The following is a 12,339-nucleotide window of genomic DNA, read 5'->3' as shown; positions in this document are numbered from 1 at the left end:
GTGTTGGCTGACACCGGCGCAACGGTGCTGGTCACGCTTAATGCTTTGCGTTTACTGCGCTTTAAAGAAAACCCTCCGCCAGTCACTTTTACTAAAAAAAATAAATAGTAAATACCTGTAATGTCTTATGGTGACGTAATAAACTTGGTCAGGAAAAAAAGATATACCCAAAGGGAATCAGTTACTTCACCATTTACCCCTATTAGGCCACTTAAAATAGACTGAATCGTCCCGTGATTAAGGGAAACTTAACACTCTGGGAGAGTACGACAATGAAAAAACGAAACCACACTCCTGAGATAAAATAACGCGCCGTTCGCATGCTGATTCAAGCATCGAATAACTGTCGCTTTACATGGTCGGCCATTCAAGCCATAGTGTCAAAGATTGGCTGCACGTCTGAAACTATTCGATCCTGACATAAAAAGCACATATACCAAACCGTTCCCCCTCAGTGCAGGCTCAAAGTGGCATCAAGTACTACCAATTGCCCCGTTAACCTAGCACTGAGCTAAATACTTGTAGTGTTACCCTGAACAGCGCTCACTGCACTGTTAGTATGACAAAAAAAGGTGATAGAGAAATCATCATAGTAACTGTAACTGCCTTAGCTTTTAAAATAGCCAGCTACAGGTCACTACTAGAGTTTCATCTATCACCTTCACTATCTTATGGTGACTCAGAGTTTAAGCCACCACAAGCTGTGCAATCTAAAGGAGCTTATTTATGCCAAATACCTTTAATAGACTCCCAATACTCTGAGAAAACAGAGTCATTACGCTTCGTTTCTTCCTGACTATCTAGATGGGTAGGTGGCAAGATATGCTCATAATAGGTATCTTTTAATAGCTTACGTAATAAGCCTTCTCCAATAAATCCTTTGCCATCATTTAGCGTATTTGCCGCTCGTAATAGGTGACGAATGTCATATTGCGATGGATCTATATCAGGCACCTGTTTTTTGATATTCAGTAGGCTATATACCGCGACTCTAGCCGTACGAACAGAGCTTTCGACGGTGAATACCACATCATTTCTAGTTTCGACAAATTGTCCTACTAAGCCTAGATTAGTACAACCTTGCGGTACAATTTCAGGGCGGTCGCCTTGCGCACGTACCATAAACTGTGAGGTGATATATGGCATATAAGTAGATCTAACAATGGTATTGTCAACCACGCCGTCTAACTCATTGATAATACCAAGGTGGTGGCAGAGCTCTGCTAAAATCTCATTACCTGTACATTCTGGCATTGGTTTCTTAATATAATTGCCATCTTTATCCATCAGCAAACTATACACCCAAAGTACTAAGGTGTCCTTTGGTTGATCAGGGAAATGCGGCTGACGGTTACAAGTAAAGCTCATTACCCAGTTAGAATCGGTAAAGGTGACGATACCACCTGTCGCTGTTTTACCTGAGTATGGATCATTAACAGACAGCTCTTTAACCTTATCTACCAATGCAGAAGGCTTACAAGTCAGTGTGGCTGACATCCATGCAGACTCATTCACATTACCATTGAATTTTCCAGGATGACCAAAGACGCTGGACTTATGAGCAAGATTGTTCCAAAGCGTCCAACCTTTTGATTGCCCTTGATTGTCTAACATAGCATCTAGGTTTGGCGCAGAATCGTTATCACCATATCGTGTATCATCAGTCATTGTGCCTGTGGTTGCTACTACATAATCATTCTCTGTAATAGTAATACGGGTAGGCTTACCACCTACTTCTGCAATGATGGCTTTGACCGTTTTGGTTGGCTCATTAGCTGAACCCTTAACAGATTCATGGTCATCAGCTTGATTAAACTCAATATCTAAATCCGTCACCGAAGTATCGTATTGGAATTTAACCCCTTTTTCGATGAGATAGTTACGTAGCGGTACGATAAACCCATCATATTGATTGTATTTTGGAAATACTAGCATCGACATATTATGCAGACCATCTAAGTCATGCAAAAAGCGGTGCATATATAGTTTTAACTCAAGCAAGCTGTGCCATTTTTCAAAGGCAAACATGGTGCTCCAAAGTATCCAGAAGTTACTTTCAAAGAAGCTGTCGCTAAAGTAATCATTGACTCGCACATCATCTAATTCTTCTTTGCGTTTTAGTAGTAGACGTATCAATGCTAATTGGTCAGATTTTTTTAGAGTAACACCATTCGTTTCTTTGATTTTACCTTGCTGATGTACCAAACGAGCGATTGAATAGTTAGGATCATCATCGTTAATCAGTCTATATTCATCTAGTACGCTGTATGGCTCTGGCATCTCTACTGCAGGAATATCTTGGAAGACATCCCAAAAGTTCTCGTAGGTAAATTCCATCTCACGGCCACCACGTATGATGTAGCCATTCTTAGCATTACCTGAGCCATCCATGGAGCCGCCTGACACCTCTAGTTGCTCTAAAAAGGTGATATTTTCTGCCGGTACTTTACCATCACGAATGAAGTAGTAAGCACTGGATAAGCCCGCGATACCACTACCGATGATATAGACTTTACTGTCCTTATAAGCGTCGGTTGGTCTACCGATATTGCGTTGATAGTTGCCTATTTTGTCAGCAAACGGCAAGGTGTTTTGTGGGTAGTGGTGTGGATAGGCTTTATTAGCATCTGGCTGATGTGGAAAGCTGTCGATAGTTTTTTGTTTTTCATTAGTCTTTTTCATTATTATCCCCTTAGTGGGTTAAAGAGTCTTATGACTCAGTGTTGTTTTAAAATGAAGCTGCTATTAACTTAAATATTTATAGGTCAGTGACCAAATGAGAATGTAGTTATTGTTTACTGTTTAATACGTTATTAATTTCTTGTGATACTAAATTGAACCTACTTCTTAGTTCATTAGAAATATTATTTGGTAAGTCTTTTAGTCTTTTTAATTTAAAAGCAAGGTACATGCTGAAAAAGCCACTGGTTATCAGGGCTAAGCCAGTCCATATAACAACTGTCATGCCACCAAGTATAGGGTTAGATAATAAGATAAAGGAGAAAACAATACCGACAACCCCTATTACTGTTAAATACCCCCAATCAGAAAAGCCATATTCTTTTAACTCAAATGAATGGCTGACAGCACTAATGGAACGAAACAATACTAAAAAACCCACATAAAAAAGCAGGGTAGCTTGCGATACTGCCGGGTTAACAAACAAAAGAACACCAACAATTAACGTTAAAATCCCAAGGACTAAAAACCAACCCCAATTATTAAGTACCTCCTTATTTAATAAAGAAAATGCAATTTCAGAAGCGCCTGAAATAATGAAAGATATGCTGAATAAAATAGCGAGCGCAGCATAAGACTCAAGTGGTGAAACAAAGGTATATATCCCGGTGGCAATAAAAATAATGCCAACGACAAGTGGAATATACCAATGATTAATAGTTTTATTGATGGTGCCGAAGATATTTCTAGTGATTGAACTCATTTTTAATCTCGATATCTATGTATGTTGCAAAATAACGGCTTGATATAATATTAATTGTCTTTAATGCAAAAAAGCTACGAGGTAGATCGTTGTGATCTATCTCATAGCTTTTTGGCGCAGGTCGTGAAAAGCGTTAAAACATAGTCTACATGCTGCTCAATAAATTCATCAGAAAAAGGGTCTTTCCCAGATAATCTTGCAAATTGAGGGGCAAAGGTATAAATAGACGTGGCTGCACCCAGTAATAAGTAGCGAATATGCATACTGTCTCCTTGAGGAGCCAATCCTAGTTTTTGTGCTCTTCGAATAATATCCAGCTCTTCATCATAAATAGTGCGTAAATAGTTTTCGACAAACCAGTCAAGTCTTTCCGAATCTCCTTGATTAGCCTGTATCAAAAAATGATGAATATCGGGGTAGTTGGCACAAAACTTTATAAAATCTTTTAACAGCACTTTCACTAAAGTACGAGCTTCAGCATCTTGCATGTTTCTGCGCTTCTCAAAATTGTGTTCACTGTAAATCTCAAAACATAATTTTGCCGTGGCTTTCCACAACGCTTCTTTGGAACCAAAATGATGGCTAATCAAGGTATGGTTCACCTCTGCTTTTTTAGCAATGGCGCGCGTTGAAACACCATCAAAACCTGTTGAAGCAAACTCGGAAAGGGCAGCTAACAATATCTTATTTTTAGTTTGTAATGAGCGCTCTTGCTCTGCACGTTTCACAGGCTTCTCTTATTTATTTATGTTAAGCTTCTTAATCCTTATATTAACCAACTGTTCAATTATTAAATGTCAAGTTATATTATCTTTTTGTTTTATTGTGTAATTATTATATGTAGTAATAAAAGCATGGCTGATCATAGAACCTGATTCTTAAAAGATTCTTAAGTAGTGTCTATGGCACGACGCATGTAACTGGCCCGCTGCACAATGATTGAAATGTTTTAACGTCCTAAGCTTACCTTAAGATTTGTTTGTTGTAATAGCGATAAGACAGATGATGCAACATCTCATTTGCTTGCGATATCTTACTGGTTTTCAGTGTTTAGCAGCTGATATTGTCAATAAAAAACAAATGATTAGGGAGTAATAACCATGAGCCAAAAAGACACCGTTAATTGGGATGACGACTCTTCCGCGCCTTTACCGAATACTCTTAAAGCTAGGCAAGTAAAAGTTTGGGACATATTAGTCAGAGTTACCCACTGGACAGTCGCAGCTGGTATTATTGCCAATCTATTCTTCACCGAAGATGGTGGTGAGCTGCATGAGTATGTAGGCTATACCGTCTTGGGACTGGTAGTCGTACGTTTACTTTGGGGTCTGGTTGGAACGCGCTATGCGCGATTTAGCAGTTTCTTTCCTACTCCTTTACGTATCAAGCGCCATGTCTCAGAGTTAAATATGCGACGCGTTGATAAGCAGCATCTTGGTCATAACCCCTTGGGAGCCTTGATGATGTTATCGTTATGGGCAGTGATTATAGGGCTAGGACTAAGCGGTTATCTGATGGAAACAGAGCTGCTTGGTAATGTGGATTTTCTTGAAGAGGTGCATGAATTATTAGCGAATAGCTTGTATCTATTGGTTCCTTTACACGTTATCGCGGTAATAGTCATGAGTTACTGGCAACGACAGAATCTGATTAAAGCCATGATTACTGGTAATAAGGCCATAGCAGATATACCCTCTAAATCAGAATAAGAATGTGGTGGAGCATGGCATATGGCACGTATATTACTCATAGAAGACGATAGTACTATCGCCGACGGTATTATTTTGGGTTTAAAAAGTCATGGCATGATGGTCGATTGGTTCGATAATGCAAAGCAAGGTGAGCTGGCATTACAAGATAATATGTTTGATGCGGTTCTGTTGGATTTAAGCTTGCCGCAAGGCGACGGTATGACAGTATTAAAAAACTGGCGAAGCAAACAGATAGACACTCCTGTATTGATTATCACTGCTCGCGATGCCATCGCCAATCGCGTGGCCGGACTCAATGCAGGGGCTGATGACTATTTGATTAAACCATTTGCCTTGGATGAAGTGATCGCTCGTCTGCAAGCACTGATGCGGCGAAGCCAAGGACGTAGCCAACCTGAAATTCGCTATGGTAACGTGACTTATCAACCGCATAGCCAACAACTCTACTATCAAGGCAATCTTATTGAGCTTACGATTAAAGAGGTGGCGATACTAGAGCAAATGCTGACGCACCCTAAGCAGATTCACAGTCGGGCAACCTTAGAAGACAAGCTCTATGGATGGCAACAAGATATCGAAAGTAATGCCATTGAAGTACATATTCATCATCTACGCAAAAAGCTTGGCAATGATTTTATTTTAACCAAACGTGGGGTGGGTTATTATTTAAATCCCACTTACAATCATCTATAGTGATTTAAAAGCTTAAACTTAAAATCATAAAATCCTCCGTCACCTTTTGCCCTGTGAGCCTATGAAAAGTATCCAACAACGACTATTGACGTCCTTATTGATTGGACTGCCTTTGCTTTGGTTACTCACCTCCAGCTTTATCGCTTGGCGACTGTGGCATGAAATCAATGAGATGAATGATACCCAAATCACGCAAGTCGCCCGTTACTTAATCGGGGTATCTGCTGACGAGGAACATGATGACGACGACGATGACCATAAGAAACAGTCACGCGCTGCCAAAATATATCACTTAAAAAGTAAGCAGCTATCCGGTGATCTTGGTGAGGCTGAAGATGATTACATGGGGTTCGCCATCTGGAATAAAGACGGTCGGCTGCTCATGGCGGACGAAAATGGGCAGTCATTTAAATTTCTCCCCGATCAACATGGCTTTTTAGAAGACCATCATCATGCCTATCAGCGCTTGAACCCTTTTAACCATCAATGGCGCTTGTTTTATATTCACGATGAACATTCTGACAAGCACGAAAGCCGAGTGATTGCGGTTGGTCAAAACCTTGATTCTCGCCAGAAAATGATTGTTGAGACTATGTCCGTGCAGCTATTGCCTATGCTGGTTGGATTACTGGCATTCATGGGTCTTGTCGTTCTACTCATTCGTCGTGGCTTTAAACCTTTAACAGAGGTCAGCGCCGAGCTTGAACAACGTCAGCCACAAGATGACAGCCCTATCACAGCAGATGTCCCTAAAGAAATTCAGCCTTTGGTCAGCGCCTTAAACGTATTATTTGTAAAAGTAGCGGACACTTTAGCGCGTGAACAACGCTTTACGGCTGATGCGTCACATGAGCTACGAAGTCCGCTTGCCGCCTTAAAATTACAAGCGGATTTATTACAACAGCAATTACTGCAACTGTCAGAGATAAAGGACGATAGCCAACTGTTCTATCACACTCAAAAAATCAGTGAGGGTATTGAGCGCGCCAATCACTTGGTTGAGCAACTTTTGACGTTAGCAAAAATAGAGCCACAGCAACACCTGCCTGCTGAACAATTAGAAAAACCTGATTGGCTGGCTTTAACCGATGAGGTGCTTAGTGAAGTTAATCGGCTGGCACGGGAAAAACATATCCAACTCAAACGCACGGTGCTGTGTGACCATCCTGCCGATATTTTACCTATTCTGGTAAACCCCACCTTATTCAAATTATTAATTCGCAACCTCTTAGAGAATGCCATTCATTATTGCCCAGAAGGCGCTTTGGTGGAATTACAGCTAGATATAAATGCTATCCGAGTGCTCGATAATGGCAATGGCGTCGCACCTGAGCAGTTAGCACGGCTCAGCGAACGCTTTTATCGACCAGCTGGTCAAAGCCAAATGGGCAGCGGCTTAGGTCTATCTATTGCCAATCGGATTGTCGAGCTACATAACCTGAACTTAGCATTTGCCAACCGCCCCTCTCCAGAAACCGGCTTTATGGTCACTATCAGTAAATAAAGCCGCCTTGTCTTAAGTTTGAGTTAATCTTCACCGCGTATGCTACTTGTATTCCCTCATGATTTCATACGGAGTACAACTTATGAGCCTGCCACTATTAAAACCCTTGTTATTGACTATCGGTGCCTCTTCACTGGTCTTCTTTGGCGGTGTCATCGCATTAACGACAGCATCATCAGATTCTACTGATGTCTTATCAGCAGCAAATATCACCAATCAGCTGACTGCTGCTGTTAAACAGAACACTGCTATTGAGCCGCTATCAGCTGCGATGCTTACAAGCGACCAAGCAATCGCCTTAGCCAAACAAAACCTTCCTAATGCAACCCTACAAGCGACTCCAGAGCTGGTTAACTACAACGGTGCCGTCGCCTATGAGGTGCGCTTAGATACCAACACCACTTATATTGATGCCAATCTCGGCTCTATCTTGAACCCTGTTAACACCAGTGGCGCTCTTATTGATAGCGACTATTCTGATTATGATGATGACGATGACGAAGATAAATACGAAGACCACGACAATGATGAGGCGAAATACCATAAGAAAAAGCATAAGGATAAATACGATAAAGAAAGCGAGCGCCTGATTGCTACGAGCTATAAGCATGATAACGATGAGGATGACTATGATGATTAATTCTAAAGTACCTGCTACTAAAGCCACTCATAAAAACCTGAAAAAAGCCGATCCTATTGCGACGTTTAAAAATAGCATTCTCATCGTCTCGGTCGTTGGCACCATGGCAGGTTGGCTCATATTACTTGATCAAGAAGCCGATAGTTTACCTGCCAGCACCGCTATCCCTGTCAGCACTAGCATTTCAAACCCTAACGTCATAGTGGCTCAAACCCCAAGTGGCGTTGAGATCACGCAATTAAGACAAGTGAATGAAGTAGAACGCCCAGCGGTTGAAGCGATAGCAGTTTCCGCTCGTACCCGCTCTTCTCGATAAATAAAAAATGATGGGCTTAAGATGATGACCAATCGTGCAACTAAGGACTTCTTATGCAAGCAAACACCAACAGCAGCACGCCACAACTGAGGACCTTTATGTTGCCGGCGATGGGTTGTCAGATCCAAATAAGTTTAAATATTACGCAATTAAACTTGCAGCAAACGCTAGGCAACACATACCAAGAGATAGTCCAAAAAATAGACCAAAAAGTCGCTTTAGTTACAGCCTATGCAGAAGAAAAACTATTGCAGTGGGAGCATATATTTAGTCGTTTTGATAATACTAGCGAGCTGATGAGACTCAATAATCATACCAATCAATTGACGGACATCAGCCCAGAATTGTTTACTGTTTTAGAAAGCGCCATTGCTTTTGTGCCAAAAACCCAAGGCTTAGTTACTCCAACATTACTAACTACCCTGTGGGATATTGGCTATAAATACTCATTTGAGACCTTAGCAAAACAACCGACGCCGTCTGTGCAAACTACTCAGCCGACTTTGCAAGATACTTCTGATAGCTCTAAAAACGACGCTGCCAATCAATCCATAAAAAATATCAAGCTTCGCACGTTAGCTCATGGACAGCATCAAGTATTTCTCCCGACTGGCACAGCTCTCGATTTAAACGGTTATGTCAAAGGATGGTGCGCGATGCAATTGGCCGAATACATCAGTCAACGTTCTGACTGGCAATTTCCTTGCTTAATCGATATGGGAGGCGACATAGCGATTGGTGTGCCAAATAAGCAAAAATCCACCAAGCCTATTACATGGGCCATTGCTATCGCCAAACCCTATATTGCTGATAGTCAGCAGACTCAAGAGGAAGAAGATATCGCCATTATTCATATCAGTGCTGGCGCTGTTGCAACCTCAGGTCAAGACTATCGCCGTTGGTGGCATAAAGGCCATTGGCAACATCACTTGATACACCCTTATCACGCTTGCCCTGCAAAAAGTGACGTTTTAAGTGCCACCATACTTGCTGATGATACGCTGACCGCAGAGGTATATGCCAAATACTGTGTCACCCTAGGCGCGAAAAAAGCGCTGCAATGGCTGTCCGAACATCATATTGCCGCCGTATTAGTCGATACTAATCATAAGGTCATGGCCTCACCTGCCATTCATCCAAACTTAATTGCCCTTTAATCCATAAAACATATTTAAGCCGTTACTATTTAAGGTTTTGCTATTTTAAGTTGTTATCTTGATTGGAGAATAGCCATGCATACTGACTCTCACCCTGATTCTAGCAATCACTTGATAGTTAAATTAACTAAGAAAGTCTGTCAAGCGCTATGGATAATATTTATTTTAAGTGCTGGCATAGTCGGCGGCGTTTATGCCTTTTCGTTGTGGGGAGAAAGCCTATCGCAAATCCTTATGACCACAGACAAGCATTTTTGGTATTTGTCACGCGCAAGTGGTGTGATTGCCTATGCTCTATTTTGGTTGGCAGTTGTTTTTGGTTTGTTGCTCAGTACACGCCTCTGTCGGTATTTTAATGCGGCAAAAGTATTTGCATTACATCAATATTTAAGCTTGCTTGCCGTAGGTTTTGCTACTTTTCATGCGGTCATTCTATTGGCTGATAACTATATGAATCTGAATATTTGGCAGGTATTATTACCGCTTGGGTTTCAGACTGACCGTATCGGTGTCGGATTAGGACAATTGGGATTTTGGTTTTTATTCATCAGCGCGTTTAGCTTCTACCTTAAAAAATACCTGGGTCAATCAGCATGGCGATGGTTGCATTTTTTAACCTTTTTAGCTTATATGGGCATTAGTATTCATGTGTTTATGGTGGGCTCTGATAGCCGACTGCTAGCGCTATTATTGTTTTATGCCGCTAGTCAGACAGTAGTCTTTGTACTGATTGCCTATCGTTTATATGCGTTAAGGCAAGTTAGCTAATCTCTGAGCAATTTACAGGGTAAACTGTAATACACTATTTTTGTTTAATTGTTTTTGGGTTATTATTCTTGCTTAAGTATTTTTGAGGTTATTTATGTCCCTTTCTATACACGATGAAGTACATTTAAGCAACCGTAGTCAGTGGCTCAGAGCAGCCGTTCTGGGTGCAAATGATGGATTGATTTCTACCGCCAGTTTATTGGTTGGTATTGCTGCGGCAAATGCCAACAGCCAAACCTTACTATTGACAGGGCTTGCGTCATTGACTGCAGGTGCCTTATCAATGGCGGCGGGTGAGTATATCTCAGTGTCATCGCAGGCAGATACTGAAAAAGCGGACTTGGCGAAAGAACATCATGAGTTGACGCATAACTCTGAGCGCGAGCTTCTTGAGCTGACGAAAATTTATGAGCAGCGTGGACTTGAGCAAGACTTAGCCCGTCAAGTTGCCGTGGCTCTAACTGAGCATGATGCTCTTGAAGCCCATGCGCGTGATGAGATTGGTTTGACTGACATAAGTACTGCCAAACCCCTTCAAGCCTCCTTTGCCTCTGCACTATCATTCATAGTAGGCGCTATCGTCCCTGTTATAGGTATTCTACTATTGCCAGCAGAGACATTGGTATGGTCATTGGCCTCGTTGACTGTCGTAGGCTTAGTTTTACTTGGTGTGGTATCAGCGCGCTTGGGCGGTGCCCCTATCATTCCTGCTACCGCTCGGGTAGTAATTTGGGGGGTATTGGCCATGCTAGCGACCTCATTGATTGGAAGATTATTTGGGGTCGCAGCATTATAGTGTCGTAGTAAAATTGATCAGTAAATAAAGATATTGACCCATGCTGTCAAATCCGTAGAACCAAACTTGGGAGATTTTAATTACGCAGCCTGACGATAGTAGTCAAACCACACCTGTCTTGGCGCTCGATAGCCCAAGCCCTTTTGAATCCTAGTCTGATTATAATACAGCTCAATATACCCAATGATATCGCTAGTGGCTGCAAACCTCGTTTTATAATCTTGATGATATACCAACTCATTCTTCAAGACGCCCCAGAAGCTTTCTATAGGTGCGTTGTCATAGCAATTACCTTTGCCGCTCATTGAGCCTGTAAATTGATGCTGCTTAATGATCTTGTGGTAGGCATGGCTGCAATACTGGCTGCCTCTATCTGAATGAACAATCAGTCCTTGAGTAGGTCGTTTGTTCTTGATTGCCATATTGAGTGCACGGCATACTAAATCAGCGGTCATGCGCTTATTGATAGCGTAGCCGACAAGCTCTTTGGTGTATAAATCTTTCACTCCAGCTAAATATAACCAGCCCTCAGCAGTCCAGATATAGGTAATGTCGCTGACCCATGCTTCGTTAGGACGCTTAGCGTCAAACCTCTGATCTAAAACATTGTCATAGACCAGCTTGTTGTGGTTTGAGTCAGTAGTGACTTTAAAGCGCTTATGACGACGGCATTTGATGCCGTGTTCCTCTTTGATGCTTCTTACCATATACAGGCTAATGTTGTGGCCTTGTTTGCTTAGATGAGCATGCAATCGATCTACGCCATAACGTTCTTTCATTTCACTGTGAGCGGCTTTAACTAGTAGCTCGCACTGATTGCGGTGTACCTGCTGTTCGCTGATGTCACGACTTAGCCAATCGTAGTAGCTTGAGGGCTTAACGCTTAATACACGGCACATAGTAGTGGTGCTAAATATCTGACGATTGTCTTTGATAAAAGCGTACTTTACGGGCTGTTTTTCGCGAAGTACGCGGTCGCCTTTTTTAGAATCTCGCGCTCCTCTTCAGCCACTTTGAGCTGACGCTTGAGCTGCTTTATTTCTTGAAGAGCACTCATAAGGTCAGGATCATATTGCTCTGTGCCAACAAGCTTGCCTTGATTGGCTTTGTTATGCCAGTTTGATAGCGTTTGCATAGCAATACCTAACTGCTTTGCAGTAGCTGAGATATTGCCATTATTATCTGCTATCTTCTTGACAGCTTCAGCTTTAAATTCGTTACTGTAGGTTCTTAATTTCTTGGTCATGGTAAACTCCTATAATTGTGCTTAGTTTACCAAGTTTAGTTGTACGGTTTCTTCAGCATAGCTCA

12 protein-coding genes are annotated in these 12,339 nt (G+C 41.8%); 8 read left to right on the top strand and 4 right to left on the bottom strand.

The window, feature by feature from the left end:
• Positions 1-720 precede the first annotated feature (720 nt).
• The 3 genes from B2866_RS08740 to B2866_RS08730 form a co-directional block, all read right to left on the bottom strand.
• Entirely contained in the window at positions 721-2,682 is a 1,962-nt protein-coding gene (locus tag B2866_RS08740) for an oleate hydratase (RefSeq protein WP_296192922.1), read from the bottom strand.
• Positions 2,683-2,788: 106 nt separating this feature from the next.
• Complete coding sequence (locus B2866_RS08735) at positions 2,789-3,442, bottom strand: HdeD family acid-resistance protein (protein ID WP_058023642.1); 654 nt, start codon at positions 3,440-3,442, stop codon at positions 2,789-2,791.
• A gap of 101 nt (positions 3,443-3,543) precedes the next feature.
• Positions 3,544-4,170: a TetR/AcrR family transcriptional regulator gene (locus B2866_RS08730; RefSeq protein WP_296192919.1), complete on the bottom strand. Its 627-nt coding sequence runs from the start codon at positions 4,168-4,170 to the stop codon at positions 3,544-3,546.
• Between the two features lie 372 nt (positions 4,171-4,542).
• Between B2866_RS08730 and B2866_RS08725 the strand changes: the two genes are divergently transcribed.
• From B2866_RS08725 to B2866_RS08690, 8 genes are all read left to right on the top strand, one after another.
• Positions 4,543-5,151, top strand: coding sequence for a cytochrome b/b6 domain-containing protein (locus tag B2866_RS08725; RefSeq protein ID WP_296192918.1), 609 nt, complete (start codon positions 4,543-4,545; stop codon positions 5,149-5,151).
• A 21-nt stretch (positions 5,152-5,172) separates the two neighbouring features.
• On the top strand, positions 5,173-5,847 hold the full coding sequence (locus tag B2866_RS08720) for a response regulator (protein WP_296192917.1): 675 nt from the start codon (positions 5,173-5,175) through the stop codon (positions 5,845-5,847).
• A 61-nt stretch (positions 5,848-5,908) separates the two neighbouring features.
• The gene (locus B2866_RS08715) at positions 5,909-7,351 is read left to right on the top strand and encodes an ATP-binding protein (protein ID WP_296192913.1); all 1,443 of its coding nucleotides are present in this window, start codon (positions 5,909-5,911) and stop codon (positions 7,349-7,351) included.
• An 82-nt stretch (positions 7,352-7,433) separates the two neighbouring features.
• Positions 7,434-7,991 carry a PepSY domain-containing protein gene (locus B2866_RS08710; RefSeq protein WP_296192912.1) on the top strand — a complete coding sequence of 186 codons (558 nt, stop codon included), beginning with the start codon at positions 7,434-7,436 and terminating at the stop codon, positions 7,989-7,991.
• Positions 7,981-8,307 carry a hypothetical protein gene (locus tag B2866_RS08705; RefSeq protein WP_296192910.1) on the top strand — a complete coding sequence of 109 codons (327 nt, stop codon included), beginning with the start codon at positions 7,981-7,983 and terminating at the stop codon, positions 8,305-8,307. The genes B2866_RS08710 and B2866_RS08705 overlap by 11 nt, the downstream gene beginning before the upstream one ends.
• A 53-nt stretch (positions 8,308-8,360) precedes the next feature.
• Positions 8,361-9,464: an FAD:protein FMN transferase gene (locus B2866_RS08700; protein WP_296192908.1), complete on the top strand. Its 1,104-nt coding sequence runs from the start codon at positions 8,361-8,363 to the stop codon at positions 9,462-9,464.
• A 75-nt stretch (positions 9,465-9,539) separates the two neighbouring features.
• The gene (locus B2866_RS08695; RefSeq protein WP_296192907.1) at positions 9,540-10,232 is read left to right on the top strand and encodes a ferric reductase-like protein; all 693 of its coding nucleotides are present in this window, start codon (positions 9,540-9,542) and stop codon (positions 10,230-10,232) included.
• Between the two features lie 94 nt (positions 10,233-10,326).
• Positions 10,327-11,028, top strand: a complete 702-nt coding sequence (locus B2866_RS08690) for a VIT1/CCC1 transporter family protein (protein ID WP_296192905.1) — start codon at positions 10,327-10,329, stop codon at positions 11,026-11,028.
• Positions 11,029-11,108: 80 nt separating this feature from the next.
• On the opposite strand, the gene B2866_RS08685 is transcribed toward B2866_RS08690, so the two are convergent.
• A protein-coding gene (locus B2866_RS08685; protein WP_296192902.1) for an IS3 family transposase occupies positions 11,109-12,274 on the bottom strand; the annotation gives its coding sequence in 2 pieces (ribosomal slippage) (positions 11,109-12,016 and positions 12,016-12,274; 1,167 coding nt in all).
• Positions 12,275-12,339: the final 65 nt, after the last annotated feature.

Source organism: Psychrobacter sp. UBA3483 (assembly GCF_002377905.1).
GTDB lineage: Bacteria > Pseudomonadota > Gammaproteobacteria > Pseudomonadales > Moraxellaceae > Psychrobacter.
The sequence above is the reverse complement of the archived record's forward strand: the minus strand, read 5'-3'. Positions and strand labels throughout refer to the sequence as shown.

Coding starts and splice junctions, on each gene's coding strand:
- B2866_RS08740 (WP_296192922.1), bottom strand. CDS start 2,682: ATGAAAAAGACTAATGAAAAACAAAAAACTATCGACAGCTTTCCACAT.
- B2866_RS08735 (WP_058023642.1), bottom strand. CDS start 3,442: ATGAGTTCAATCACTAGAAATATCTTCGGCACCATCAATAAAACTATT.
- B2866_RS08725 (WP_296192918.1), top strand. CDS start 4,543: ATGAGCCAAAAAGACACCGTTAATTGGGATGACGACTCTTCCGCGCCT.
- B2866_RS08720 (WP_296192917.1), top strand. CDS start 5,173: ATGGCACGTATATTACTCATAGAAGACGATAGTACTATCGCCGACGGT.
- B2866_RS08715 (WP_296192913.1), top strand. CDS start 5,909: ATGAAAAGTATCCAACAACGACTATTGACGTCCTTATTGATTGGACTG.
- B2866_RS08710 (WP_296192912.1), top strand. CDS start 7,434: ATGAGCCTGCCACTATTAAAACCCTTGTTATTGACTATCGGTGCCTCT.
- B2866_RS08705 (WP_296192910.1), top strand. CDS start 7,981: ATGATGATTAATTCTAAAGTACCTGCTACTAAAGCCACTCATAAAAAC.
- B2866_RS08700 (WP_296192908.1), top strand. CDS start 8,361: ATGCAAGCAAACACCAACAGCAGCACGCCACAACTGAGGACCTTTATG.
- B2866_RS08695 (WP_296192907.1), top strand. CDS start 9,540: ATGCATACTGACTCTCACCCTGATTCTAGCAATCACTTGATAGTTAAA.
- B2866_RS08690 (WP_296192905.1), top strand. CDS start 10,327: ATGTCCCTTTCTATACACGATGAAGTACATTTAAGCAACCGTAGTCAG.